The organism is Rhodococcus sp. BE178, from assembly GCF_050433545.1.
In the GTDB taxonomy this organism is placed as follows: Bacteria; Actinomycetota; Actinomycetes; order Mycobacteriales; family Mycobacteriaceae; genus Prescottella.
Map to the genome: position 1 here is coordinate 251,486 of NZ_JBNPXA010000002.1, position 24,774 is coordinate 276,259.

At 68.7% G+C, this 24,774-nt stretch carries 25 protein-coding genes and 2 pseudogenes; 16 read left to right on the forward strand and 11 right to left on the reverse strand.

Going from position 1 to position 24,774, the window contains the following annotated elements:
* Nucleotides 1-12 precede the first annotated feature (12 nt).
* From J2X34_RS05170 to J2X34_RS05190, 5 genes are all read left to right on the forward strand, one after another.
* Nucleotides 13-1,377, forward strand: a complete 1,365-nt coding sequence (locus tag J2X34_RS05170) for a metallopeptidase TldD-related protein (protein ID WP_429516425.1) — start codon at nucleotides 13-15, stop codon at nucleotides 1,375-1,377.
* 8 nt (nucleotides 1,378-1,385) lie between these two features.
* Nucleotides 1,386-1,775, forward strand: a complete 390-nt coding sequence (locus tag J2X34_RS05175) for a YchJ family protein (RefSeq protein ID WP_114722345.1) — start codon at nucleotides 1,386-1,388, stop codon at nucleotides 1,773-1,775.
* Nucleotides 1,776-1,816: 41 nt separating this feature from the next.
* The gene (locus tag J2X34_RS05180) at nucleotides 1,817-2,803 is read left to right on the forward strand and encodes an LLM class F420-dependent oxidoreductase (protein ID WP_429516300.1); all 987 of its coding nucleotides are present in this window, start codon (nucleotides 1,817-1,819) and stop codon (nucleotides 2,801-2,803) included.
* A 31-nt stretch (nucleotides 2,804-2,834) separates the two neighbouring features.
* On the forward strand, nucleotides 2,835-4,268 hold the full coding sequence (locus tag J2X34_RS05185; protein WP_429516301.1) for a lipase maturation factor family protein: 1,434 nt from the start codon (nucleotides 2,835-2,837) through the stop codon (nucleotides 4,266-4,268).
* 386 nt (nucleotides 4,269-4,654) lie between these two features.
* Nucleotides 4,655-5,773 (forward strand): site-specific integrase, encoded by a 1,119-nt coding sequence (locus tag J2X34_RS05190; RefSeq protein ID WP_174914699.1) that lies wholly within the window; start codon nucleotides 4,655-4,657, stop codon nucleotides 5,771-5,773.
* Between the two features lie 61 nt (nucleotides 5,774-5,834).
* On the opposite strand, the gene J2X34_RS05195 is transcribed toward J2X34_RS05190, so the two are convergent.
* Both J2X34_RS05195 and J2X34_RS05200 read right to left on the reverse strand, forming a co-directional pair.
* Nucleotides 5,835-5,969, reverse strand: a complete 135-nt coding sequence (locus tag J2X34_RS05195; RefSeq protein WP_258557936.1) for a hypothetical protein — start codon at nucleotides 5,967-5,969, stop codon at nucleotides 5,835-5,837.
* 61 nt (nucleotides 5,970-6,030) lie between these two features.
* On the reverse strand, nucleotides 6,031-6,408 hold the full coding sequence (locus J2X34_RS05200) for a PPOX class F420-dependent oxidoreductase (protein WP_429516302.1): 378 nt from the start codon (nucleotides 6,406-6,408) through the stop codon (nucleotides 6,031-6,033).
* Between the two features lie 110 nt (nucleotides 6,409-6,518).
* Here J2X34_RS05200 and J2X34_RS05205 point away from each other — a divergent pair, with 110 nt between their 5' ends.
* Nucleotides 6,519-7,595: a metallophosphoesterase gene (locus J2X34_RS05205; RefSeq protein ID WP_429516303.1), complete on the forward strand. Its 1,077-nt coding sequence runs from the start codon at nucleotides 6,519-6,521 to the stop codon at nucleotides 7,593-7,595.
* Between the two features lie 109 nt (nucleotides 7,596-7,704).
* Here the strand turns inward: J2X34_RS05205 and J2X34_RS05210 are convergent, their stop codons facing one another.
* Nucleotides 7,705-8,169 carry a hypothetical protein gene (locus J2X34_RS05210; RefSeq protein ID WP_429516304.1) on the reverse strand — a complete coding sequence of 155 codons (465 nt, stop codon included), beginning with the start codon at nucleotides 8,167-8,169 and terminating at the stop codon, nucleotides 7,705-7,707.
* Between the two features lie 51 nt (nucleotides 8,170-8,220).
* A complete protein-coding gene (locus tag J2X34_RS05215) occupies nucleotides 8,221-11,817 on the reverse strand; it encodes a cobaltochelatase subunit CobN (protein WP_429516305.1) in 3,597 nt (1,198 codons plus the stop codon).
* Nucleotides 11,818-12,027: 210 nt separating this feature from the next.
* Between J2X34_RS05215 and cobG the strand changes: the two genes are divergently transcribed.
* Genes cobG through cobJ form a run of 3 tightly spaced genes read left to right on the forward strand, consistent with a single transcriptional unit; the run spans nucleotide 12,028 to nucleotide 15,309 of the window.
* Nucleotides 12,028-13,164, forward strand: coding sequence for a precorrin-3B synthase (cobG, locus tag J2X34_RS05220; RefSeq protein WP_429516306.1), 1,137 nt, complete (start codon nucleotides 12,028-12,030; stop codon nucleotides 13,162-13,164).
* 19 nt (nucleotides 13,165-13,183) lie between these two features.
* Nucleotides 13,184-13,810: a precorrin-8X methylmutase gene (locus J2X34_RS05225; RefSeq protein ID WP_114722337.1), complete on the forward strand. Its 627-nt coding sequence runs from the start codon at nucleotides 13,184-13,186 to the stop codon at nucleotides 13,808-13,810.
* 8 nt (nucleotides 13,811-13,818) lie between these two features.
* Nucleotides 13,819-15,309 (forward strand): precorrin-3B C(17)-methyltransferase, encoded by a 1,491-nt coding sequence (gene cobJ, locus J2X34_RS05230; RefSeq protein WP_114722336.1) that lies wholly within the window; start codon nucleotides 13,819-13,821, stop codon nucleotides 15,307-15,309.
* Nucleotides 15,310-15,354: 45 nt separating this feature from the next.
* Here cobJ and J2X34_RS05235 read toward each other — a convergent pair whose 3' ends face one another.
* Entirely contained in the window at nucleotides 15,355-15,831 is a 477-nt protein-coding gene (locus J2X34_RS05235; RefSeq protein ID WP_429516426.1) for a helix-turn-helix domain-containing protein, read from the reverse strand.
* Nucleotides 15,800-16,294, reverse strand: a pseudogene (locus tag J2X34_RS05240) (DJ-1/PfpI family protein); the annotation flags it as partial. The gene J2X34_RS05235 and the pseudogene J2X34_RS05240, both read right to left, overlap by 32 nt.
* Before the next feature lie 136 nt (nucleotides 16,295-16,430).
* Between J2X34_RS05240 and J2X34_RS05245 the strand changes: the two are divergent.
* The 5 genes and pseudogenes from J2X34_RS05245 to J2X34_RS05265 form a co-directional block, all read left to right on the forward strand.
* A complete protein-coding gene (locus J2X34_RS05245) occupies nucleotides 16,431-17,015 on the forward strand; it encodes an HD domain-containing protein (protein ID WP_429516307.1) in 585 nt (194 codons plus the stop codon).
* Nucleotides 17,016-17,055: 40 nt separating this feature from the next.
* Complete coding sequence (locus J2X34_RS05250) at nucleotides 17,056-17,790, forward strand: FadR/GntR family transcriptional regulator (protein WP_429516308.1); 735 nt, start codon at nucleotides 17,056-17,058, stop codon at nucleotides 17,788-17,790.
* Nucleotides 17,787-18,473, forward strand: a complete 687-nt coding sequence (locus J2X34_RS05255) for a sterol desaturase family protein (protein ID WP_429516309.1) — start codon at nucleotides 17,787-17,789, stop codon at nucleotides 18,471-18,473. Before J2X34_RS05250 ends, J2X34_RS05255 begins: the two co-directional genes overlap by 4 nt.
* 58 nt (nucleotides 18,474-18,531) lie before the next feature.
* Nucleotides 18,532-19,362 carry a CPBP family intramembrane glutamic endopeptidase gene (locus J2X34_RS05260; protein WP_429516310.1) on the forward strand — a complete coding sequence of 277 codons (831 nt, stop codon included), beginning with the start codon at nucleotides 18,532-18,534 and terminating at the stop codon, nucleotides 19,360-19,362.
* A 237-nt stretch (nucleotides 19,363-19,599) separates the two neighbouring features.
* A pseudogene (locus J2X34_RS05265) lies at nucleotides 19,600-19,950 on the forward strand (integrase core domain-containing protein); the annotation flags it as partial.
* On the opposite strand, the gene J2X34_RS05270 reads toward J2X34_RS05265, so the two are convergent.
* Nucleotides 19,903-20,436: an ABATE domain-containing protein gene (locus J2X34_RS05270; RefSeq protein WP_429516427.1), complete on the reverse strand. Its 534-nt coding sequence runs from the start codon at nucleotides 20,434-20,436 to the stop codon at nucleotides 19,903-19,905. The pseudogene J2X34_RS05265 and the gene J2X34_RS05270 sit on opposite strands and share 48 nt — an antisense overlap.
* Nucleotides 20,437-20,552: 116 nt before the next feature.
* Here J2X34_RS05270 and J2X34_RS05275 point away from each other — a divergent pair, with 116 nt between their 5' ends.
* The gene (locus tag J2X34_RS05275) at nucleotides 20,553-20,846 is read left to right on the forward strand and encodes a hypothetical protein (RefSeq protein ID WP_114722451.1); all 294 of its coding nucleotides are present in this window, start codon (nucleotides 20,553-20,555) and stop codon (nucleotides 20,844-20,846) included.
* 32 nt (nucleotides 20,847-20,878) lie between these two features.
* Nucleotides 20,879-21,982: a DNA alkylation repair protein gene (locus J2X34_RS05280; protein ID WP_429516311.1), complete on the forward strand. Its 1,104-nt coding sequence runs from the start codon at nucleotides 20,879-20,881 to the stop codon at nucleotides 21,980-21,982.
* A gap of 109 nt (nucleotides 21,983-22,091) precedes the next feature.
* Here J2X34_RS05280 and J2X34_RS05285 read toward each other — a convergent pair whose 3' ends face one another.
* The 4 genes from J2X34_RS05285 to J2X34_RS05300 all read right to left on the reverse strand — a co-directional run bounded on the left by J2X34_RS05285 (nucleotide 22,092) and on the right by J2X34_RS05300 (nucleotide 24,602).
* Complete coding sequence (locus J2X34_RS05285; RefSeq protein WP_114722329.1) at nucleotides 22,092-22,388, reverse strand: hypothetical protein; 297 nt, start codon at nucleotides 22,386-22,388, stop codon at nucleotides 22,092-22,094.
* A gap of 30 nt (nucleotides 22,389-22,418) precedes the next feature.
* A complete protein-coding gene (locus tag J2X34_RS05290) occupies nucleotides 22,419-23,180 on the reverse strand; it encodes a HEAT repeat domain-containing protein (RefSeq protein ID WP_114722328.1) in 762 nt (253 codons plus the stop codon).
* Nucleotides 23,177-23,662, reverse strand: coding sequence for a MarR family winged helix-turn-helix transcriptional regulator (locus J2X34_RS05295; RefSeq protein ID WP_114722327.1), 486 nt, complete (start codon nucleotides 23,660-23,662; stop codon nucleotides 23,177-23,179). Before J2X34_RS05295 ends, J2X34_RS05290 begins: the two co-directional genes overlap by 4 nt.
* 391 nt (nucleotides 23,663-24,053) lie before the next feature.
* On the reverse strand, nucleotides 24,054-24,602 hold the full coding sequence (locus J2X34_RS05300) for an IS30 family transposase (protein ID WP_429516312.1): 549 nt from the start codon (nucleotides 24,600-24,602) through the stop codon (nucleotides 24,054-24,056).
* Between the last annotated feature and the right edge of the window lie 172 nt (nucleotides 24,603-24,774).

Below are 24,774 nucleotides of genomic sequence, written 5' to 3' on the forward strand. Positions count from 1 at the left end.
GAAGGCTCCGCGGTGATCGCGGCGCAGGAACTCGTCGAGCGCGCGCTCGCGCTCTCGACCGTCGACGAGGCGATGGTGCTGGTCACCGACGCGGGCGAGGCGTCGCTGCGCTGGGCCGGCAATTCGATGACCACGAACGGGGTCTCGACGTCCCGGTCCTGGACGGCGATCGCGATCGTCCGGGACGGCACGTCCGCCCGGGTGGGTGCGGTGACGTCGTCCACCGTCGATGCCGGGTCGGTCGCCGAGGTCGTGCGGGCCGCGGAGGCGGCCGCCCGCGCCGCGCAGCCCGCCGAGGACGCGATGGATCTCCTGACGGCGGACGGCCCTCCCGGCCCGGGCTGGGCCGAGGGTCCCGCGACCACCGGGGTCGGGGTGTTCGAGGGCCTGGTCCCCGGGCTCGCGGACGGCTTCGACGGCGCCGACCGGCTGTACGGGTTCGCGCACCACCAGGTGCACACCACGTGGCTGGGAACCTCGACCGGGATCCGACGCCGCTTCATGCAGCCAACCGGGTCGATCGAGGTCAACGGCAAGCGCGGCGACGCCAGCGCGTGGGTGGGCACCTCGAGCCTCGACTTCACGGACGTGTCGATCCCCCGACTGCTCGCCGACCTCGGCACCCGACTGGACTGGTCGGCCCGCACGGTCGCCCTGCCGGCGGGACGTTACGAGACGGTGCTGCCGCCGTCGGCGGTGTCGGACCTGATGATTCCGCTGATGTGGGCGATGGAGGGGCGCGGCGCGCAGGAGGGCCACACCGCGCTGTCCCGGCGCGGCGGCACCCGCGTCGGCGAGCGTCTCACCGACATCCCGCTGACCCTGTTCTCCGATCCGCACGCCGACCGGCTCGGGTACGCCCCGTTCGTCGCGGCCACCTCGTCGAGCGACACCCTGTCGGTGTTCGACAACGGCATGGACGCCGCGCGGGTGGACTGGATCCGCGACGGCGTGATCAACGCACTCGCGTACCCGCGCGCGGCGGCCGCCGAGTTCGGCGCGCCCGTCGCCGTGCCGGGCGACAATCTGCTCCTCACCGGCGGCGGGGACGCGTCCCTCGACGACATGGTCGCGCGCACCGAACGCGGGCTGTTGCTGACGACGCTGTGGTACATCCGCGAGGTCGAGCCGGCCACGGCGCTGGTCACCGGGCTGACACGGGACGGGGTGTACCTGGTCGAGGACGGCGCGGTCACCGCGTCGGTCAACAACTTCCGCTTCAACGAGAGCCCGCTGGACCTGCTGCGCCGGACCACCGAGGTGGGCGCCACCGAGGCGACCCTGCCCCGCGAGTGGAAGGACTGGTTCACCCGAACCGCCATGCCGCCCATGCGCATTCCGGACTTCCACATGTCCTCCGTCAGCCAGGCACAGTGAGGGTCCCGATGACCACGATCTCGAACGACGACCGCTGCCCGTGCCTGTCCGGCGAGCAGTACGGACAGTGCTGCGGCCGCTTCCACCGCGGCGACGCCGAGGCACCGACCGCCGAGCAGTTGATGCGGTCGCGCTATGCGGCGTTCGCCGTCGGCGACGAGGCGTACCTGCTGCGGACCTGGCACCCGAGCACCCGGCCGAAGCGGTTGGATCTCGACCCCGAGCAGGTGTGGCGCCGACTGGACGTGCTGAGCACCGGCGGGGGCGGCCTGCTGGACACCACCGGCTCCGTCGAATTCGTCGCGTACTACGTCGACCACGGCGAACGCGGCTCGATGCGCGAACACAGCACGTTCGTCCGCGAGGACGGAAGATGGCTGTACGTGGACGCCGTGTAACTGGCGGCCCCGCAGATCCCTCGCGAGAAAAGGACCCGCAGATGCGATTCGGACTCTTCGTGCCCCAGGGCTGGCGACTGGACCTGGTCGGGATCGACCCGGCCGATCAGTGGCGGGTGATGCGCGACCTCGCGCTGCGCGCCGACGCCGGGCTGTGGGAGTCGATCTGGGTCTACGACCACTTCCACACCGTCCCCGAACCCACCGAGGAGGCGACGCACGAGGCGTGGTCGCTGATGGCGGCGTTCGCCGCGGTCACCGACCGGGTGCGCCTGGGGCAGATGTGCACCGCGATGAGCTACCGCAACCCCGCCTATCTCGCGAAGGTCGCCGCGACCACCGACCTCATCTCCGGCGGACGCGTCGAGATGGGCATCGGCGGCGGCTGGTACGAGGACGAGTGGCGGGCCTACGGCTACGGATTCCCGTCCGCCGGTGAGCGGCTGGCGCGACTCGACGAGGGCGTGCAGATCTTCCGGCAGGCGTGGACCACGGGCACCGCGACGCTGGACGGCAAGCACTACCAGGTCGACGGCGCGATCGTCCGGCCGTTACCGCTGCAGGACGGCGGCATCCCGCTGTGGATCGCCGGCGGCGGCGAGAAGGTGACATTGAAGATCGCGGCGAAGTACGCGCAGTACACCAACTTCGACGGCACCCCCGAGGTGTTCGCGCACAAGTCCGAGGTCCTGCGCCGGCATTGTGCGGAGGTGGGCACCGATTTCGACGCCATCACCCGGTCCGCGAACTACAACGTCGCGATCGGCCGCACCGAGGCCGAGGTGCAGGATCGGCTCGAGGCGCTCCGGGCCCGTCTGGCGCCGATCGTCGGCGCAGAGAAGGCGGACGCGTCGCTGAACGCATTCCGCGGCATGCCCGCCGTCGGCACCCCGGAGCAGATCGTGGAGAACCTGACCGCGCTGAAGAAGCAGGGCCTGGAGTACGCGATCTTCTACGTGCCCGAGGCGGCATACGACACGTCCGGTCTCGAGTTGCTCGAGCAGGAGGTCCTGCCGCACCTGGTGTGAGCGAGTAGCGTCCACAGCAGAAAGGTCTGCTGTGGACTGGTTGGACGCGGACGGCTACTGGCTGTCGCGGCTGTTCTTCAAGGAGGGGCTGGCCGCGATCTACCTGGCTGCGTTCCTGGTGGCGGCCAATCAGTTCAAACCGCTCATCGGCGACCACGGCATGCTGCCGGCCAGGCGTTTCGTCGACGCGACGCGCTGGCAACGGTCACCGAGCATCTTCCACGTGCACTACTCGGACCGCTTCTTCGCGGCCGTCGCATGGTCGGGCGCGGGGCTGTCCGGGCTCGCACTGCTCGGGTTGATCGACCGGCTCCCGCTGCCGGTGTCGATGCTGGGGTGGCTGCTGCTGTGGGGGATGTATCTGTCGATCGTCAACGTCGGGCAACTCTGGTACAGCTTCGGGTGGGAGTCGCTGCTGCTCGAGGTGGGACTGCTCGCGGTGTTCGTCGGGAACTGGCATACCGCCCCGCCGGTGTCGACATTGCTGCTGCTGCGCTGGCTGCTGTTCCGGCTCGAGTTCGGCGCCGGCCTGATCAAGATCCGTGGCGACCGGTGTTGGCGGGATCTGACGTGCCTGTACTACCACCACGAGACGCAGCCGATGCCCGGCCCGCTGAGCTGGTACTTCCACCACCTGCCCCGGCGCCTGCACAAGGTCGAGGTCGCCGGCAACCACTTCACGCAGCTGATCGTGCCGTTCTTCCTGTTCGCCCCGCAGCCGGTCGCCGGTGGCGCCGCCGCGATCATGGTCGTGACCCAGTTGTGGTTGGTGGCGAGCGGCAACTTCTCGTGGCTCAACTGGCTCGCGATCGTGCTGGGGCTGTCGGTGCTGCCCGACGGTTTCTGGCAGTTCGTCCTGCCGGTGACGGTGCCGGGCGGCGTCGGGGTGGTGCCGGTGTGGTTCGCGGTACCGGTCCTCGCGGTGACGGTGGCCGTCGTCGCCCTGAGCTACCGCCCTGTGCGGAACATGTTCTCCAGCCACCAGATGATGAACGCATCGTTCGATCCGTGGCACCTGGTGAACACCTACGGCGCGTTCGGCCACGTCACGAAGACCCGGCACGAGATCGTCATCGAGGGCACCGCCGACGAGGACGTGACCGCCGACAGCGAGTGGCGCGCATACGAGTTCAAGGGCAAACCGGGCGACCTGGGGCGGCGGCCGCGCCAATTCGCTCCCTATCACCTGCGGCTGGACTGGCTCATGTGGTTCGCCGCGATCTCCCCCGGCTACGCGACGCCGTGGTTCGGCGGGTTGGTGGGTCGGCTGCTCGCGGGCGACAGCTCGGTCCTGAAACTGCTGCACCACAATCCGTTCCCGGATGCCCCGCCCGCGTTCGTGCGGGCCCGGATGTTCCGCTACCGGTTCACCACCCGCGAGGAGCGCCGCATCACCGGCGACTGGTGGTCCCGGTCCTTCGAGGCCGAGTTCCTGCCGCCGGTGGCGCTGCGGCACGCGGGGTGACGGACCAGCGACCGGACGGCCCCAACAGCATTGCCGGACCGTCGGAATCGTCCTACTCACGCTAATGACAGTTAGCGCCATCATGTATCGAGCAGTTCCGGGTGGGCGTCGCCTGTCGACATCGCGTGCGGCCGGGCGCGCCGGACCCGCAAGAAAAGCCTGCACACCCGCGTTGAATCCTTCCCGAGACATGGCGTCATTTCGTCACTGTGACGGGGTGGGGTGATCCCGGCCGCTGGGCATCCGGAAATGTCGGAACCGCTCGGTACGCTCATCCCGTCGGGGACGAGAGGAGCACGGATGTGAGCGAGCAGGGCGACATCGCCACGTCCGTACCCGCACTGCCCGCCGTTCCGGAACGTCCGACGCCCCGGTCGGCGCCGGGGATGGAACCTGCCGTCCCGGCACTGTCTGCCTCGGCGGAGGCTCGGATCGTCGCGGCACTCGAGCAGCGGCACGCGCCGTCGACGGTCCGGAACTACCGGGGCGACTGGGACAAGTTCCGCGCCTGGTGTGCCGAGCGCGGCCACGTGCCGATGCCGGCGCACCCGCACACCGTCGCCGACTATCTCACCGAGCACGCCGAGCGGCGCACCGGGACCGGGGACCGCGTCTACGCGACGAACACGCTCACCCGATGGGTGGCGTCGATCAACTACTGGCACCGCGCCTGCTCGCGACCCGCCCCCGGCGGCACGCAGATCGTCAAGGACACGTTGGCGGGAATCCGCCGTACCTACGCCGCGGCCGGGGAGCGCCCAACCAAGCGTGTCGCGCCCCTCCTCGGAGACGAGATCAGCTACATCCTCACCACCCTGCGTGAGAACGCCGACACGTGGCAGGACCGGCTGCGCGAACGCCGCGACTCGGCGGTCATTCTGCTCGGATTCCTGGGGGCGTTCCGCCGCTCCGAGTTGTCGGGTCTCCAGCTGCGGGACATCACCCTGCACCCGCAGGACGGCCTGCACATCCTGGTGCGCAGATCGAAGACCGACCAGGTCGGTGACGGCATGGTCAAGGCCACGCCGTTCGCCGTCGGGCACCGCTCCTGCCCACCGTGCGTGTACCGGCGCTGGCTCGATGTCCTCCTCGCCCACCATCGGGGCGGCCGCGACGCTACCGCCCAGCTACTCGACGCCCCCGGCAGATTCGCCACGCACATCTGCCATGTCCCCTACCCGGATCTCGATCCCGACGTCGCGACCTCCCCGGTGTTCCGGCCGCTGCGCGTGAACGGGAACATCGGCGAGGCCGCACTGACCGGGCAGGGCATTCACGGGGTGATCCGCCGCGCTGCCACCGACGCCGGTCTGACTCCCGCCAAGATCGCGAAACTGGGCGGGCACTCCCTGCGCGCCGGGTTTGTCACCCAGGCGTTCCGCAACGGCGCCCAAGCCCACGAAGTCATGCGGCAGACCGGACACAAGAACCCCGCCACCCTGGAAATCTATGCCCGCGAACATAATCCGCTGACCGGGAACGCCGTCGCCGGGTTCGAGCTCTGATGTGTCGGTACGGCAGACGCTGTCCCCGACCCGGCGTCGACGATGCTCCCGCCTGGCGCAACTACAGCGTTGTCGATCCGAAAATCATGCCGAGCGGCACGAGGATCGCGGCGGCCGCGAGCGCCAGCGGATTCCCGGCGAGCATGCCGTCGCGGAGCCAATTACCAACCTGAGCTGCAATGTCGTTCGAACCCATCGTGTGCCTTTCCTCGGACTCTTCGCTGAATACTTGTCTTCTGGTTCATCTCCCGGAAGCGCTACTGCGTTACCGCCACCCCCACCGTCCCACTACGTCCGCGTCGAATCAGACTGCCCTTGACGCCGATCCAGCCGAGGATCCCGTACTTGCGGGCGATCACGGCGCGGGCCCGGTCTGTGCCGACGTCGTCGAGGATCGTCGCGGTGGCGTCGATCTGCGGACCCTTGGGATTGCCACGGGCGTCGCACACCCCGATCGTGACGCGCGGGGAACGGCGGATCCGTTTGACCTTCCACGACTCGGTGACCGTCCACATGAGCAGCCGCCCGTCGTCCATCGCCGCCCACAACGGCGTCGGCACGGGGGTGCCGTCCTTCCGGAACGTGGTCAGCAGAACGTATTTCGCGGAGCCGATCTCGTCGAGCGTGGTAGTCATGGGCCCAGAGTACGCAGCAGCACTGCCGCGGGATGAATGTCGCGTGAACATGTGTCCGGTCTCGGCGGTTCCTGTTGAACGGACGTCCATTCTGGGGTTTGCTGTGCCTCGTGACCGAACTCGATCCGATGAACCGCCGCCGTTTCCTCGCCGCTGCCGGCGCGACCGGGGCCGGTGCGGCCGCCATGGTCGCCATGGCGCCCACCGCCTCGGCTGCCAGCCCCGTCGCGGACACCGCCAAGTTCCCGTTTCCCACCGGAAACAGTGTGCGGGTGCTCGTCACCGGTGACGCCGGCACCGGCACCCCGGCGCAGTGGGCCGTCGCCGATGCGATCCGCGCCGTGCACGCGGCGGAGCCGTTCGGGATGGCACTCGGGCTCGGCGACAACATCTACGAGTCCGGACCCAACGGCGACCGCGACGTCCAGTTCGCGACCAAGTTCGAGGATCCGAACCACGGCCTCGACTTCCCGTGGGTGATGGCCCTGGGCAATCACGACAACAGCGCGGTGTTCCCCGGGGACGGCGGCTGGTTGCTGCGGGGCGACGACGAGGTGGCCTACCACCGGTCCTCGCGCAAGTGGTGGATGCCCAGCCGCTACTACTCCGTCCGGGTGCCGGAGCAGAACCCGATCGTCGAGTTCTTCGTCCTCGACCTCAATCCCGTCGCCGCGTACCTGCCCCCGCTGTTCGTGCCGTACTGGGCGGCGGACGGGCAGTTCATGAACGAGCAGCGCGCGTGGCTGGACGCGGCGATCGCGTCCTCCCCCGCCAAGTGGAAGATCGCCTGCACCCACCACCCGTATCTGAGCAACGGATCGCACGGCGACGCCGGTGAGTACGACGGGATCCCGCTCGAACCGATGAACGGCGCGCACGCGAAGCGGTTCTACGAGGACCACGTGGTGGGGCGGTGCCAGTTCATCCTCGCCGGGCACGATCACTCGCTGCAGGTCCTCGATCCCACCGCCGAGTCCAAGGGCACTCGTCAGATCGTCTCCGGTGCGGCCGGGAAGAACAGCCACGGCAAGTCCACCAGTCCGGACCGGGCGAACCTGTACCAGAACTTCGACGACGTCGGCTTCATGGTCATGGACCTGTCCGCGGAGTCGGTGCGGCTGCGGGCCTACACCGTCGACATCCCCACCGCCGAACCGAAACTCGCGTTCGACCGTCGCCTGTCCTGACGATCGGTTCCCCCTCGCACCCCGTGGGAGGGGGAACCCGTCGGCTCGCCCCAGCCGGGGCAGGCGCCCCGATACCGGGCGGCTCGACCGCGTCGAGTCCGCCGACTCGCTACAGCCCGTAGTTCTCGATGTCGTATCGGTTGGGGTGTTGGAATCTCAGGGTTTCGATCGTGGTTCCTCCGTCTCCGTAGAAGACGATCACCAGAATCGGTTCGGAGTAGTAGATCTGAACGGGGTCGCTCTGATCCACGTCACGAGAACTCCCCAGCAGGGCGTCGACGTCGTCCTTGCTCATGGCATGGGACAGACCCAGCGGGAGTACACCGCCGAAACCCTGGTGAACGTCGACGGACCGAAACGTGAGCCAGCCATCCCCGACGGGGCCGCGATCGTGTGTCTCCCGATAGGACTCGGTCAGGTCGAACTCCAGGGAGACGAGCTTGTCCGAACTTCGCACTCGGGTCGTGGGGTCGACCCGGGGCAGCCGGTTCATGCCGTGCTCACGCAGGAAGGCCCGGAATGCGGTGCTGCCGGAGGTGTGCCCCAGGAGAGCAATGAGATCGGTGACGTTCACCCGCTCATCTTCCTCGAATCTCGGCGAAATTCGACCTGACCCGTCGTACGACTACCCCTCCAGTTCGCCCTCGGTCTCGAGGTACACCTGCCGCAGCCCCTCGAGCACCTCGGGCGACGGCTCCTCCCACATGTTCCGCTCCACGGCTTCGAGCAGGCGTTCGGAGATGCCGTGCAGCGCCCACGGATTCGACTCCGACATGAACTTGCGGTTCTGCTCGTCCAGCACGTACGTCTCGGCGAGCTTCTCGTACATCCAGTCGGCGACGACGTTGGTGGTCGCGTCGTAGCCGAACAGGTAGTCGACGGTCGCGGCCATCTCGAAGGCACCCTTGTAACCGTGTCGGCGCATCGCCTCGAGCCAGCGCGGGTTCACCACGCGGGCCCGGAACACGCGGGCGGTCTCCTCCGACAGCGTCCGGGTACGCACGGCGTCGGGGCGGGTGCTGTCGCCGATGTACGCCTCCGGGGACTTGCCGGTCAGCGCGCGGACCGTGGCGACCATGCCGCCGTGGTACTGGAAGTAGTCGTCCGAGTCGGCGATGTCGTGCTCGCGGGTGTCGGTGTTCTTGGCCGCCACCGCGATCCGCTTGTATGCGCTTCGCATGTCGTCCGACGCCGGAACGCCGTCGAGTCCGCGGCCGTACGCGTAGCCGCCCCACGTGGTGTACACCTGCGCCAGGTCGGCGTCGTTCCGCCAGTTCTTCGAGTCGATGAGCTGCAGCAGGCCCGCGCCGTACGTGCCGGGCTTGGAGCCGAAGATGCGGGTGGTGGCGCGGCGGTCGTCGCCGTGCTCGGCCAGATCCGCTCGGGCGTGGGCGCGCACGTAGTTGTCCTCGTCGGACTCGTCCAGGCCGGCGACCAGGCGGACGGCGTCGTCGAGCAGCGCCAGCACGTGCGGGAACGCGTCGCGGAAGAAGCCGCTGATCCGGACGGTTACGTCGATCCGGGGGCGACCGAGCTCGGCGAGGTCGATCACCTCGAGGTTGGTGACACGGCGGGACGCCTCGTCCCACACCGGGCGCACACCGAGCAGCGCGAACACCTCGGCGATGTCGTCGCCGGAGGTGCGCATCGCAGACGTGCCCCACACCGACAGGCCCACCGACGTCGGCCACTCGCCGTGGTCGGCGCGGTAGCGCTGCGCCAGCGACTCGGCCATCGCCTGACCGGTCTCCCACGCCAGCCGCGACGGCACCGCCTTGGGGTCGACCGAGTAGAAGTTGCGGCCGGTGGGCAGCACGTTGATCAGCCCGCGGAGCGGCGACCCGGACGGGCCGGCGGCGATGAAGCCGCCGTCCAGGGCGTGCAGCACCTGCGCGATCTCGTTGTTCGTCTGCCGCAGCCGCGGCACCACCTCGGTCGCGGCGAACCGCAGGATCTGGCGCACCGTCTCGTCATCGGACAGGGAATCGGCAGCGGCGGGATCCCAGTCGGCGTCGGCCATGGAGGAGACCAGGGCATGCGCCTGCGCCTCGACCTCGTCAACCCGTCCGCGGTCCTCGTCGCCGGACTCGCTCAGGCCCAACGCCTCCCTCAGACCGGGCACCGACTGCTCGCCGCCCCACATCTGCCGGGCCCGCAGCATCGCGAGCACCAGCTCCACCTCGGCGTCGCCCTCCGGCGCCCGACCGAGAATGTGCAGGCCGTCGCGGATCTGGACGTCCTTGATCTCGCACAGCCAGCCGTCGACGTGCATGAGCATGTCGTCGAACACGTCCTCGTCGGGACGCTCGGTCAGGCCCAGGTCGTGGTCCATCTTCGCCGCGCGCATCAGCGTCCAGATCTGCTGGCGGATCGCGGGCAGCTTCGCCGGGTCCAGCGCCGAGATGTTGGAGTGTTCGTCGAGGAGCTGCTCGAGGCGGGAGATGTCGCCGTAGGACTCGGCGCGCGCCATCGGCGGGATCAGGTGATCGACCAGGGTGGCGTGCGCGCGGCGCTTGGCCTGCGTGCCCTCGCCCGGATCGTTCACCAGGAACGGGTAGATCAGCGGCAGGTCGCCGAGCGCGGCGTCGGTGCCGCACGACGCCGACATACCGAGCGTCTTGCCGGGCAGCCACTCCAGGTTGCCGTGCTTGCCGAGGTGCACGACGGCGTCCGCTCCAAACCCTCCAGCAGCCACCTCCGCTGAAATCCAGCGGTAGGCCGCCAGGTAGTGGTGGCTCGGCGGCAGGTCAGGGTCGTGGTAGATCGCGACCGGGTTCTCCCCGAAACCGCGGGGTGGCTGCACCATCAGCACGACGTTGCCGGCGCGGATCGCGGCGATGACGATCTCACCGTCCGGGTCGGACGACCGGTCCACGTACAGCTCGCCGGGTGCGGAGCCCCAGTGCTCCTCGACGCCGTCGCGGAAGTCCTGCGGCAGCGTCGCGAACCACTCGCGGTAGCGGGCCGCGGAGATGCGGATCGGGTTGCCCTCGAGCTGCTCGGCGGTGAGCCAGTCCGGATCCTGACCGCCCGCGGCGATGAGCGCGTGGATGAGCGCATCGCCGTCCTTCGCCGCGAGGCCGGGCAGCGCGTCGTCGCCGTCGAGCGGTCCGAGGTCGTAACCCGCCGCACGCATCTCGGTGAGCAGGTCGATCGCGCTGGCGGGGGTGTCGAGGCCCACGGCGTTGCCGATGCGCGCGTGCTTGGTCGGGTACGCCGAGAGCATCAGCGCGATCTTCTTGTCCGGGTTCGGAATCCGGCGCAGCTTCGCGTGCCGGACGGCGATCCCCGCGACCCGGGCGGCGCGTTCGGCGTCGGGCACGTACGCGGTGAGGCCGTCGGCGTCGATCTCCTTGAACGAGAACGGCACGGTGATGAGGCGGCCGTCGAACTCGGGGACGGCGACCTGGGTGGCGACGTCCAGCGGGGACATCCCGTCGTCATTGGCCTCCCACGCCTCGCGGCTGCTGGTCAGGCACAGGCCCTGCAGGATCGGCACGTCGAGGGCGGCGAGTTCGGCGACGTCCCACGCCTCGTCGTCGCCACCGGCCTGCGCGTTCGCGGGCTTGGTACCGCCGGCCGCGAGGACGGTCACGACCATCGCGTCGGCCCCACCCAGCGTCTCGAGCAGGTCGGCGGGCGCGGTGCGCAGCGATGCGCAGAAGATCGGCAGCGGATTCGCGCCGGCGTCCTCGATCGCGCGGCACAGCGCCTCGACGTACGTGATGTTCCCGGCGAGGTGCTGGGCGCGGTAGTAGAGCACCGCGACGGTGGGACCGTCCACCGAGCGGGCCTCGCGCTCGAGCACGCCCCAGTTCGGCAGATGCACCGCCGGCGCGAACCCGTGACCGGTCAGCAGCACCGTGTCGGACAGGAAGTTGTGCAGCTGACGCAGGTTGTCGGCGCCGCCCTCCGCGAGATAGGTGTGCGCCTCGGCGGCGATGCCGGCGGGAACTGTCGAGCACTCCATCAGCTCGGCGTCCGCGGCCTGCTCACCGCCGAGCACGACGGCGGGCAGCCCGGACGCGAGTACCGCGTCGATGCCGTCCTCCCACGCGCGCCGGCCACCGAGGATGCGGACCACGACGAGGTCGACGCCGTCGAGCAGCGCGGGCAGGTCCTCCGAGACGAGCAGACGCGCCGGGTTGGCCCAGCGGTAGTCGGCGCCGCTCGCGCGGGCGCTGAGCAGGTCGGTATCGGAGGTCGACAGCAGCAGGATCACTGTGCAGCCTTTCTGGGGTTTCGCGCCCCACGGCAGGGTTCCGGCGAGACGAGGTCTCGGGAAGCGGTTCGGGCGGCGGGAGAGGGTCTGGCTTTCACAGTGGCGCGACCGCACCGGATTCTCACCGGTTTCCTCTCCTGCCGCGGTCGGGCCTGATGCTACCGGTCGAGCGTTTGCCGATCGCCGCCCGCACTTCACTAGCCTGGACGTGTGTCATCTCCACGATCCGGCCCGGACCGCTGCCCCGGCGCCCTGCAGGTCCACGAAGCCGCCGACGGCGCCCTCGCCCGCGTCCGGCTGCCCGGCGGCGTCGTCACATCACCGCAGCTCCAAGCCCTGGCCGCGGCCGCGCAGGAGATCGGCAACGGCGAGATCGAGCTCACCTCGCGCGGAAATGTCCAGCTGCGCGCGGTCACCGACCCGGACGAGTTCGCGCGGCGCATCGCCGACGCCGGGCTGCTGCCGTCCACGACGCACGAGCGGGTGCGCAACATCCTCGCGTCGCCGCTGTCGGGGCGGATCGGCGGATTCGCCGACGTGCGCGGGCTGGTCACCGACCTCGACCGCGGGCTGTGCGACGACCCGGCACTGGCCGACCTGCCGGGACGGACGCTGTTCACGATCGACGACGGCCGCGGCGACGTGTCGAGCCTGCGCGGCGACTTCGGTCTCCACGCACTGCCCGACGCACGGTTCGCGCTGATCCTGGCCGGCGAGGACACCGGCGCCCGGGTGGGCGACGACGCGGTCGGCGTGCTGCTGGCGGCGGCACGAACCTTCGCCGACATCCGCGACTCCGCGTGGCGGCTGAACGAGGTGCCCGGCGGCACCGAGCGCATCCTGGAGCGTCTCGGACTGGGTTACGGCGACCCGGTCGAACTGCCCGCAGCCGTCGAGCGCGGGCCGATCGGCTGGCTCGACCAGCCCGACGGACGCGTCACCCTCGGCGGCGGTCTCGCGTTCGGCACGCTGCCCGCGCGTCTCGCCGAGTTCCTCGCGGCCGTCGAGCGCCCGATCATCGTCACCCCGTGGCGCTCGCTGCTGGTGCCCGACCTCGACGAGTGGGCCGCCGAACAGGTCGTCCGGGTGCTCGCGCCGATGGGCCTGATCTTCGACGAGCACTCGCCGTATCTGCAGGTCAGCGCCTGCGCGGGACAGCCGGGCTGCGCCAAGTCGCACACCGATGTGCGGGCCGACGCGCGCACCGCGATCGAGAACGACGACCTGCCCGCCGACGGGCGTCAGCACTGGTCCGGGTGCGATCGCAAGTGCGGGCGGCCGCGCGGCGAGGTAACAGACGTGGTCTCCGGCCCCGACGGTTACCGGGTGGAAAACGAGTGTTCCTGATGCCTCTATCGTGTGGCGCATGATCGACTACATTCGCGACGGCGCGGAGATCTACCGCCAGTCCTTCGCCACCATCCGGGCCGAAGCCGACCTCGGCAGATTCCCCGCCGACGTCTCGCAGGCAGTCGTCCGGATGATCCACGCGAGCGGTCAGGTCGATCTGGTCGACGACGTCGCCTTCACCCCGAACGTGGTCGCCGACGCCCGCGAGGCCCTGCGCCGCGGCGCCCCGATCCTGTGCGACGCGAAGATGGTCGCGGCCGGAGTCACCCGCAAGCGCCTGCCGCGTGACAACGACGTGCTGTGCATGCTCGACGATCCGCGGGTCCCGGTGCTGGCCAAGGCAATCGACAACACCCGCTCGGCCGCCGCGCTCGAACTGTGGGGACCCAAGCTCGAAGGTGCGGTCGTCGCGATCGGCAACGCCCCGACCGCGCTGTTCCACCTGCTGAACATGATCGAGGCCGGCGCCCCGCGTCCCGCCGCGATCGTCGGTGGACCGGTCGGCTTCATCGGGGCCGCCGAGTCCAAGGAGGCGCTGATCGAGCACCCCGCCGGCCTCGAGTACCTGGTGGTACGCGGGCGTCGCGGCGGCAGCGCGATCACCGCCGCGGCGCTGAATGCGATTGCGAGCGAAATCGAGTGACGGACAGCATGAGCGCGGCAGGCAAGCTGTGGGGCGTCGGCATCGGGCCCGGCGACCCCGAACTGGTGACGGTCAAGGCCGCCCGGGTGATCGGTGAGGCCGACGTCATCGCGTTCCACAGCGCCCGGCACGGCCGCAGCATCTCCCGCGGCGTCGCGGCGCCGTACATGCGGGACGGCCAGATCGAGGAGCACCTCGTCTACCCGGTCACCACCGAGACGATCGACCACCCGGGCGGATACCAGGGTGCGATGGACGAGTTCTACGAACAGGCCGCCGCACGCCTGGCCGGGCACCTCGAGGCGGGACGCACCGTTGCGTTGCTCGCGGCCGGCGACCCGCTGTTCTACAGCTCGTACATGCACATGCACAAGCGTCTGGCCGACCGGTTCGAGGCCGAGGTGATCCCGGGCGTCACCGCGTTCAGCGCCGCGTCCGCAGCCCTGGCCGAGCCGCTCGTCGAGGGCGAGGAGGTGTTCACCGTCCTGCCCGGCACGCTGCCGCAGGAGGAGCTGACCCGACGCCTCCGCGAGACCGACGCCGCCGCCATCATGAAGCTCGGCCGCACATATCCCGCTGTGCGCCAAGCACTGAAGGACTCCGGCCGGATCGACGAGGCCCGCTACGTCGAGCGGGCGAGCACCGACCGTCAGCGCGTCGCCGCCGCCGACGAGGTCGCCGACGCGGACGTCCCCTACTTCTCGATCGCGATCGTCCCGAGCCCGTCGAACAACCGCGCAGAGACCGCACCGGTGCCCGGCGAGGTGGTCGTCGTCGGACTCGGCCCGGGCGACCAGGAGTGGACGACGCCGGAGGTCCGCCGCGAACTCGCCCGCGCCACCGACCTGGTCGGCTACACCACCTACATCGACCGGGTCCCGGTCCGCCCGGGTCAGCGCCGGCACGCGAGCGACAACCGAGTCGAGGCCGAGCGCGCGGCGATGGCCCTGGACATGGCCAAGCGCGGCGGACGCGTCGTCGTCGTGTCGTCCGGCGATCCCGGCGTGTTCGCGATGGCCGCCGCAGTGCTCGAGGTGGCGGCCGAGGACCAGTGGAGGGACGTCCCGGTCCGGATCCTGCCCGGCATGACCGCCGCCAACGCTGTCGCCAGCCGTGTCGGCGCCCCGCTGGGCCACGACTACGCGATGCTCTCGCTGTCGGATCGACTCAAGCCGTGGGACGTGGTCGCCAAGCGGATCTCCGCCGTCGCGGGCGCCGACATGGCGTTCGCGGTCTACAACCCGGCGTCGAAGAGTCGCACGTGGCAGGTCGCGGCGATGCGCGATCTGGTGCTCGAGCACCGCTCCCCCGACACCCCGGTGATCATCGGCCGGGACATCGCCGGGCCGCAGGAGTCGATCAAGATCGTGCGACTCGCCGATCTCGATCCCGCGGACGTCGACATGCGGTGCCTCCTGATCGTCGGGTCGTCCCAGACGACGGTCGTGGAGAACCCGCACGGCACAACGGTGTTCACGCCGCGGCACTACCCGGGCTGAGCCCACGTCGGGACGGGTGCCCACCGCGGTAGGTACCCGTCCCGCTCACGCGCTGCGATCCGTTGTGCCGCCCGGACCGAGCGGGCGGACCGTGAACCGACGGCGGTACTCGCCCGGACTCAGACCGTGATGGCGGACGAAGCTGCGGTGGAGCCCCGCCACGGATCCGAAACCCGACCTCGCCGCCACCGTCGGCAGCGGAGCGTCGGTGTGAACCAGCTGTTCGACCGCGGCCTGGATGCGCATACGTTCGACCACGGCCCCCGGTGTGCTTCCCGCCTCGTCGCGGAACAGCCGGGCGAGGTGACGTGGGGAGACGTTGACGCGGCGGGCCCAGGTAGGCGCTGAACTGCTGCTGGCCGCCGGGGCGGCGCAGGTAGACGACCATCCACTGGGCGACGCGCCGGGCGAGGTCGTCGCCGTGATCGGCCGCCACGAGGGCCAGCGCGAGGTCGATTCCGGCAGATACTCCCGCTGAGCTCCACACCGGGCCGTCCTCGACGAAGATCGCGTCGGCGACAACCTCCACCTCGGGATGCTCGGACGCGAGAACGTCAGCGGTGGACCAGTGCGTCGTCGCCCGGCGTCCGTCGAACAGCCCTGCGGCAGCGGCGATGTGCGCACCGGTGCAGACCGAGGCGATTCTCCGGGCCACGCCACCGGACTCCACCAGCTCCGGATCGATCAGCGGACGGACGCCGCCGGCACCGACGACGAGTCCGCCGGGAACGAGGAGGGTGCCGACCTCCGGCCCGAGATCGTGCCACGAGCGTTCGGCGACCAGCGGAACACCCACGGAAGTGCGCACGAAACCCCGCCGCGCCGCGACGAGCACCACCTCGTAGTCGGCACTACCGCGACCGACCCGCTCGGCGGTACCGAAGACCTGCATGGGGCCGGCGACGTCGAGCATCTCGACACCGTCGAACACCGCGATCGCCACCAGATGTGGGAGGCCGGGACCGGCTTCCTTCCGCTCACTCATGTCAGCGAGTCTGGCAGTCCTCCGCGTCAGGACAACAAGCCCGACCGTTCATGTCCGTATATGCAATGAAGGAGTCATTGCAGACGCGAGGTGGGGCGATGACGATCGTGGGGTACCCGAACGAAACGGAGACCCCATGGCCGTCACCATTCCCGACTCGCCCACCGCGCTCGCCGCAGCCGACTTCGCGCGCGTCGCGGCGCCGCAGTTCCTGCTCAACCACAGCTACCGCACCTACCTCTTCGGGATGTCGGCGGTCACCGACGACGTCGACCGGGAGGCCGCGTTCGTGGCGGCGATGATCCACGACCTCGGACTCACCGATCGCCATCGCGGCACCGACGAGTTCGCTGTCGTCGGCGCCGACCTCGCCGCAAAGATCCTGACCGAGCACGGATGGGAGCTGGACCGCATCCTCCTCGTCGAGCAGGCGATCCTGCGGCACACCAATCTGATTCCCGAGGACGATCCGACCCACCGAGTCGTCCAGGTGGGGGCGCAGATCGACGTGGCCGGATTCGGTGCCGAATCCATCGATCGAGAGAACCTCGTGGCGGTCCTGAAGCACTACCCGCGGCTCGACTTCGTACCGCGAATGCGCACGGTCTTCCTCGACGAGGCACACCGGCACCCCGCCGGCGTGTTCGCACAGCTGGAAAACACCGTCACACTCTCCGAGCGCTTGTCCACCAACCCGATCGACCTCGAAGAGCTGGTCTGACCACTTGACCACCTGATGTCCGACGCCTAGCGTCTGTGACATGGATCTCACCCCGGTGCGTCGTCGGTCGATCCCCGACGACGTCTTCGAGCAGTTGCTGGACGGCGTCGTCGGCGGCCGGTTGGCGCCCGGGGAGGAACTGCTCAGCGAGCGGCGGATGGCGGAGGCGCTCGGTGTCTCGCGTCCCGCGGTCCGCGAGGCGGTGAGCCGGATCGCCGCGATGGGACTGGTCGACGTCCGGCAGGGCGGGGCCACCGTCGTCACCGATCTGCGCCGACGGGCCGGGCTGGATCTGCTCCCCCGGCTCCTGGTCCGCGGCGGCGAGATCGACCTCGCCGTCGCGCGCAGCATCCTCGAGGCCCGGTTGTGGAACGGCCCCAAGGTCGCGGAGCTGGCGGCCACACGCGCCGGCGACAATCTCGCGACCTCGCTGGGCGCCGTCCTCGACGAGCTCGAGGCCGACGCCGATCCGGTGCGACGTCAGCGGCTGGCGCTGGACTTCTGGGATCTGGTGGTCGACGGCGCGGATTCGATCACCTTCCGGCTGATGTTCAACACACTGCGCATGTCGTACGAACCGATGCTCGACGCCCTCGCGGTGGTGATGGCGGCCGAGGTGAACGAGGTCGACCGTTACCGGGCCATCGTCGACGCGATCCGTCGCCGTGAACCGGACGTGGCCTTCGCGGCCGCGCACGCTCTGCTCGAACCCGCCACCGCGCTGATCGCTGGCGCTCTCGGCTTTGCCGGCGACAACTTCGAGGAGAACTCGTGACCACAACCCGCACGAACTCGCCGGCCTTCGGGCGAAACGTCGCCCTCGGGGGCGCCTTCCGTGAGTTCGTCCGCCACCCGAGCCCGTGGATCATCGGCGTCCTGTTTGTCGGTGCGCTCACCGCCCGCCTGATCGTCGGCGCCTGGAGTTGGGCGGACGCCCTCGTACCCGCGGTGATGCTCGCGCTGTTCCCGTTGCTGGAGTGGATCATCCACGTCTTCGTACTGCACTGGCGTCCACGTCGTGTCGTCGGACTCACGGTCGATCCGCTGCTCGCCCGCAAGCATCGGGCCCACCACACCGATCCGCGCGACGTCCCGCTGGACTTCATTCCCGCGCCGGTGTTCGTGTGGCTGGTGCCGCTGCTGCTCGCGGTCACGGTGTTCGTCGCGTCCCGGATCGAGCTCGGGCTGACGTTCCTCACCGTCATCACGGCACTCGGAATGATCTACGAGTGGACGCACTTCCTCATCCACACCGACTACCGGCCGAAAACAGCGCTGTACAAATCGACATGGCGCCACCACCGCAACCACCACTACCGCAACGAGCACTACTGGTTCACGGTCACCACGTCGGGTACCGCCGACCGCCTGCTCGGCACCGAACCCGATCCCGACTCCATCGCCAAATCGCCCACCGCGAAGCACCTGCACGGTATCGAATTCAGCGCGGGCTCCTAGCCAGGTGTGAGGTGCGGCGCGGTCGGCGCGCCGTGGCCGCGGTGTCTACGATCAGCCAGTGACGCAACAGCGTGTTGAAGCAGTCGGCTGGCGACGCCCCAGTGCGTGGATGGCAATCGGGCTGATCGTGGCCTACCTCGTGTTCTACCTGTTGGTTGGGTGGCTGATCACGACGATCTTCGCCGGCGAGATCGACACGGACAACGTCCTGAGTTCGGCGCCCAGCATCCTGTTCGCTATGGCCTTGCCGATCGCGATCGGCGCCATCGCGCTGTTGATCGTCACTGTCCGGCTCGGCCTGCTCGGGAAGATCTTCGGGCCCCAACCCATTCGCGGACGCGGCTGGATGTGGATCGGCCCCGTGCTGGTTGTGGCCGCGATCATCGCACACCTGACGGGGACGGACTGGAGTTCGTGGACCGGCGGCCAGATCGCGGCAATGTTCGTGTTGGGAGGCTGCGTCGGCATTGCCGAGGAGCTCGCCACCCGAGGACTGGTGGTCCAGATCCTGCGGGACGCCCGCCACAGCGAGAAGTTCGTCGCGGCGATCTCGTCGTTGATGTTCGCGCTAATGCACTCGGTGAACCTCATCTCCGGGATGGAACTGACCACCGTCGGTGCCACCGTGATCTACACCTTCGCCTTCGGCATGTGCATGTACCTCACGATGCGCGTGACCGGCACCATCTGGGCTGCGATCGTTCTTCACGCCCTCACCGATCCGACGACGTTCCTGTCCTCGGGTGGCGTGGACACCACCGTCGGCACCTCCAACAGCGGCAGTGCGATCGCGGCACTGATCACGATCGTGCTCGTCGTGTTCGGTTTCGTCGCAGCGCTCCTCGTCCGAGGCAAGGTCGAAGCAGCCCAGTCTGCGCCCGCAGCTTGACCTCCCGGCCGGCCGCGTCAATCCCCGCGGCCGGCCATTGTTGTGCCACAACATAATTCAAAACCACCTCAGACGGCCCCGAACCACCCCAGGACCACACACCCCACCGAGCTCGAGCACCACGCCCACCCCCACACGCCGGCCCCCACCCGGGCATGCCATCACCCCAGCTCAACCCGCATAAAGCCCCCACACCCGAACGGGTGGGAACCGCGCCAGCACTTTCTGCCCGCCGCCCACCAGATCACCGTCAAACGTGTCCTCACCGACAACAGATCCTGCTACCGGTCAAAGGACTTCGCCGTCGCGCTCGGTCCAGTCGTCCACAAGCGCACCAGCCGGTACCGGCCGCAGACCAACGGCAAGGTCGAACGGTTCAACCGCACCCTCGCCGCGGAATGGGCCTACGGCGACGCCTACACCTCCGAAGCTGCTCGCACAGCGACCTATCGACAGTGAGTGCATCACTCTAATCACCGCCGACCCCACACCGGGATCGACGGCAAGTCGCCCATCGCACAACGTCCCTGGGAACTACACCTAGGTCACATTGGACGCACGCCCGCCTCTGTGATGTCGACGGGTTGATCGGGCACGGGACCCGCATCGCTCGGTGCACCAGCCCTGGTTCCTTCTGCGCGGAACGAAGAACATGCCGCAACTGGGTGCGGGGCAACGGCGGATGGTGAACGTATCGGGCGCGGCTATGAGCTGCAACGTCTCTCTCGCGACTTCCGCGTCGACCGGGCCCCCACGTCCGACTTGCCGGAGGAGGCCGGCCTCGTCGAGCTCGAGCACCAACGGCGCATCGGCGGCTAGCCCATTGATCCGTGCGCGCAGGTGGGGCGACAACGGCTCCGATTTGTGCGCAGCATCGAGAGCCTCTCGCACGACAGCGCGGAGCTCGACCAGTCGGTCCAGTGGCATTCGGGCCAGTCGATCATCCGACACCTGCTGCCGCCACCGGGCAGTCAGCGCGGGATCGGTGAAGAAGTCGAGGTCCTCGCCGCGGCTCGCCCCCACGATCACGGTGTTCGCCAGGTCGAGCGCGCAACCTTCCCCGATCCACGGCATCTCATCCACGTCACGAATCACCCGTCCAATCCTAACGGATTCAGCTCTACAAAACCGTGATACTTTGTCACGGTCTTGAGACACTAAAACCGTGACAATCTGCTTGGAGGATGAGCGTGAGCAACACAATCGAGTACGTGCGATTCGAGGCCGCCGACCCGGATGCCCTGGTAGCGGCTCGCGGACGGATGGTGACAGTTCTCGAGGAGCGCTACGGCAGCGACTTCCTGGGTGCCCACCTCGCCCGATTCGACGACGGATCGCTGATGGACTTTCTGATCTGGGCCTCGCCGGAAGCTGCCGAGCGCGCGGCGCGGGAGATGCCCGAGGAGGGTCGCGCACAGGAGTTCTTCCGCGAGATCGGTGACGTCCACGAGATGCGGCACGCGACCGTTCTGCACACCGCATAGGTCCAGGAGACGAAAGAGGGGAGTTCGGTGCCGTGCCTACAGCGGACGAATTGTTGAACGCGCGGACGGTCGAGCAGCTGGCCGACTGTCTGACACGAGCGCACGCGGGTCCTGTTCCGCGGCTGCGCGGGTGCGGCACCGAACTGTCCGGTCGACGATTCTCGGAGCGTGTCGAGTCAATCCGTGACGCTCTTCTTGCCGACCTACCCGCGGACTTCGGCTCTTTCGCTGCGCTACTGCGTACGGCGCTCGACGGCGAGGAATTCGAAGGTTGGATGATCTTCCCGGTTACCGAGGCGGTCGCTGTGCGAGGCATCGAGTTCGTCGAACCCGCACTCGGGCTCCTGGCTGACCTGACGCCGCGACTGACCGCGGAGACGGCCGTTCGCCCCTTCCTGCGGGTCGCCCAGGATCGCACACTCTCCGTGGTCGAATCCTGGACCCGCCATCCAGATGCCCATGTGCGACGGCTCGCGAGCGAGTCCACTCGACCCCGGTTGCCGTGGGCTGTTCGGGTTCCCGGCCTGACCGCCGATCCCCGGCCGACGCTGCCGATCCTCGACGCCCTGTATCGCGACGACTCCGAGTACGTGCGGCGATCGGTGGCCAACCACCTCAACGACATCAGCCACGATCACCCGGACCTGGCCGTCGCTGTCGCCACTCGATGGGCACACGTTCCCGACGCGTCCACCGCGTGGGTCCTCCGCCACGGACTGCGCACGCTCGTCAAGAAGGGGCACCCAGGAGCTCTGGGGCTGTTGGGGTACTCCGCCGACACACCGGTACACGTCGCAGGACCCGTGGTGCGCACAGAGTTCGTGGCCATCGGCGACAGCCTCGAGTTCGGCTGCACCATCACGAACACAGGGCCCGGACCGGCGGCGTACCTCGTGGACTATTCCGTACATCTCCTTCGGGCCAACGGATCCCATGTGGCGAAAGTGTTCAAACTCTCGTCGCGCACCCTCGAGGCCGGAGCCGAGTGGTCGATCGTCCGGCGCCACAACTTCGCGCCGATCACGACGAGGCGCTACTACCCAGGAACGCACTACCTTCAGATGCAGGTCAACGGTGTGCCGCACCCGGCGACCCAGTTCGAGCTCACCGCCGCCGATTCGCCGCGTCGTACCTGATCGGCGGTCCGCCTCGACGTGACACAACAGCCGACGCGGACCGGATGGACCGACTGCCGGGACTGCCCCGGGTTCAGTTGATCTGATCTGTGAAAGCTGTGGCGGTGATCTATTCGGGAGTGCCGTAGGTCATTCTCATCGTCTCGGGCTTGTTGATGAGGGTCATCAGATGGGTGAACGCATCTGTGCCGGCGACCATACCCATCGAGGTCTGCGCGGTGGTGAGCGTGTCCCACCGGTAGTCGAGAATCCATCCGTCATCGACATCTGCCGCGCGGTATAGGTCGCGCGACTGGAATCCGCCGATAGCGCGCAGCTCGTGATCGAGCGCCTCCAGCGCGTGCTCGAGGTCCCGGCGTTCGACGTTCGGGTGGGTGGTGAACTCGATGATCTCGATAACGGACATGAGCGTCCTTTCTGAATCGTTTGTATGGATCTAGATGGATCGGAGTGCTCGAGTGGCGATGCGTTCAGTGGCGGCCCCCGTTCCGGCGTGGAGCCATTGCTCGCAGAGAGCCCGGGCCCAGTCCGGGTTGGTCTTCGCGGCGTCGTTGATCCAGTTCGCTACCGAGTCCTGCACGTACCGGGAGGGGTCGGCGCGGAGCCGCTCGAGGATGGGCAGGCCCCGGCCGGGATCTTCTTTCAGCTCGGGGATGTGCGTAGCCCAAACCCCGCGAGGCCGTAGCGCTTCGCTCGCGAACCGTCGTATGCGCTCGGACCCGTCGCCGGCCCATCCGGAGAGGAGCTGAATGCTCGTGTTCAATTCGGCGGCCAGCGCCGGGCGCACGGCCATCCACGCCCACTCGCGTACCGCGAAATGAGGGTCGTCGGCCAACGGACGTACCGCCGCCAAGAGACCCTCGACGTCGGGACCGGTTGTGCCGGCGATCATGAAGCACACCCAGCAGCGGACCGTGTCCGACTGGTGTGTGGCGAGCACTACCCAGCCTTCGACGTCCAAGTAGTGGCCGAGCGCGGCACCGATGCGCTGCATCCGTTTGAGGATGCCCAACGACTGCGCCTCTGCGACGGCGGCACGCAGCTCAACGTCCGCGTCGGGGATGACGCTGTGGAGCAGGGTTACATGATCGACGGCCAAGGCCTCGGCGAGCGTGCGCGATGCCACCCGCCCCTGGCTCAGCGCAGTCAGGTGGTCAGCGTCGATACCGGCGCGCCGTCGCGCCCCGCGCCCGTTCATCCTTCGTCACCGCTGCGGAGGTTGCGTTGGATCGCGATCATCGTGCGGGCCGCAACCTCACGATTCTCGGCGCTGATCCCTCCGCCGAGCTGACGTAACCAGTCCGCATAGATCGGGGTGAGGGTGGCGACGAGCTGTTCGCCCGGTGCGGTGACATGGAGCGCGAGCGAGCGCCGATCACCCGCCTTTCCGTCCCTCGCGACCAGCCCTCGGCGTTCAAGGCCGTCGAGCAGTCCGGTGACCGTTGCCCGTGTGACATCAAGACGATCAGCGAGCAAGCCAGGGGTGATCCCCGGCTCCGCGCCGACCGCCAGCAGCGCGGCCAGTCGCCCCTCCGACAGATCATGGCCGGCGAGGAGCTCGGCGCACGCCGCATCGATCCGACGCGCCGTCGTCAGCAGCGTCATCACCAGCCGCGCCAACTCGTCCGCGCCGATCCGAGACAGCAACAGCTCTTCCTTCACGCCCACCCAAGTATTCATTAGCCGCCATACTATCAGGTGGCTTACTTCCCCCCTGTAGCTGGCGTGGCAGCTCGCTGGCGGCGTCGCACGGCTCCGACTGGTTAAGAAGGGTGGCTATCACCACCCCTCGGAGGACTATTCGCATGCCGGGCACTCGACGGACGCTGGGGGGTCTCGGAAATCGACCACTCGTCGAGAGAGGCCCCTCGACCGAAAGGAACCCGCCGCCATGCCGCCCACGAACCGGCTGGTGGATTCCAGCGGTCGGCGCAACCCGGGTCGGTTGAATCACACGACGAGCAGTCTGCGCAGGCGCTCAGCCGGTGTGTCCCAGCCGAGCGTTTTGCGGGGGCGGTCGTTGAGTTCGGCGGCGATAGTATCGAGGTGTTCTCGACCGTGGACGGACAGGTCAGTGCCCTTTCGGGAAGTATTGCCGCAGTAGGCCGTTTGTGTTCTCGTTCGATCCTCGCTGCCAGGGGCTGGCGGGATCACAGAAGTAGACGGGGATGTCGGTGGCGATCGTGAACGAGTGGTGGGCGCCCATCTCGCTGCCCTGATCCCAGGTCAGCGACCGAGTCAGATGCGGGGCAGAGTTGTGACGTTCTCCACCAAGGCATCCCGCATGAGATCGGCGCTGCGTCCGTGGGGGAAGATGCACCAGCATCACGTAGCGGGTGGCCCGTTCGGCCAGCGTGCCGATGGCCGACGCGCCGTCCTTACCGATGATCAAATCGCTTTCCCAATGGCCGGGCACGGCCCGGTCGTCGACCTCGGCGGGGCGGTCGCTGATCATCACCATCGGGGTGGCGAAACGAGGCTGACGCTGCTGAGCCTGGCGGCGAGGTTTGCGGCGAGGTTTGCGGCGAGCGCCTCCAGTACGCAGAACCTGGTCCAGTTCGCGGCGTAGCTCGCCGCACCCCTGGACATACAAGGCCTGGTAGATCGTCTCGTGGACCACGTGCATCTCCGGTTGCCGGGGGGAAGGCTGCCTGGAGAGCTTGGCAGATCTGCCCCGGACTCCACCGCTGGTCCAAATGGGTTTGAATGAACTTCCGCAGCTCGGGGGTTCGGCCGATCTTGGGACGGGGCCGGCGGGCATCAGCGCGGGCCTGGGCTGCGTGCGGCCGGTA

Bases quoted from the DNA above. Each gene is read 5' to 3' on its own strand.
- J2X34_RS05175 (WP_114722345.1), top strand. From the start codon at position 1,386: ATGACCACGATCTCGAACGACGACCGCTGCCCGTGCCTGTCCGGCGAG.
- J2X34_RS05180 (WP_429516300.1), top strand. From the start codon at position 1,817: ATGCGATTCGGACTCTTCGTGCCCCAGGGCTGGCGACTGGACCTGGTC.
- J2X34_RS05190 (WP_174914699.1), top strand. From the start codon at position 4,655: ATGGAACCTGCCGTCCCGGCACTGTCTGCCTCGGCGGAGGCTCGGATC.
- J2X34_RS05195 (WP_258557936.1), bottom strand. From the start codon at position 5,969: ATGGGTTCGAACGACATTGCAGCTCAGGTTGGTAATTGGCTCCGCGAC.
- J2X34_RS05200 (WP_429516302.1), bottom strand. From the start codon at position 6,408: ATGACTACCACGCTCGACGAGATCGGCTCCGCGAAATACGTTCTGCTG.
- J2X34_RS05225 (WP_114722337.1), top strand. From the start codon at position 13,184: ATGATCGACTACATTCGCGACGGCGCGGAGATCTACCGCCAGTCCTTC.
- cobJ (WP_114722336.1), top strand. From the start codon at position 13,819: ATGAGCGCGGCAGGCAAGCTGTGGGGCGTCGGCATCGGGCCCGGCGAC.
- J2X34_RS05245 (WP_429516307.1), top strand. From the start codon at position 16,431: ATGGCCGTCACCATTCCCGACTCGCCCACCGCGCTCGCCGCAGCCGAC.
- J2X34_RS05250 (WP_429516308.1), top strand. From the start codon at position 17,056: ATGGATCTCACCCCGGTGCGTCGTCGGTCGATCCCCGACGACGTCTTC.
- J2X34_RS05270 (WP_429516427.1), bottom strand. From the start codon at position 20,436: ATGCCGTGGATCGGGGAAGGTTGCGCGCTCGACCTGGCGAACACCGTG.
- J2X34_RS05285 (WP_114722329.1), bottom strand. From the start codon at position 22,388: ATGTCCGTTATCGAGATCATCGAGTTCACCACCCACCCGAACGTCGAA.
- J2X34_RS05290 (WP_114722328.1), bottom strand. From the start codon at position 23,180: ATGAACGGGCGCGGGGCGCGACGGCGCGCCGGTATCGACGCTGACCAC.
- J2X34_RS05295 (WP_114722327.1), bottom strand. From the start codon at position 23,662: ATGAATACTTGGGTGGGCGTGAAGGAAGAGCTGTTGCTGTCTCGGATC.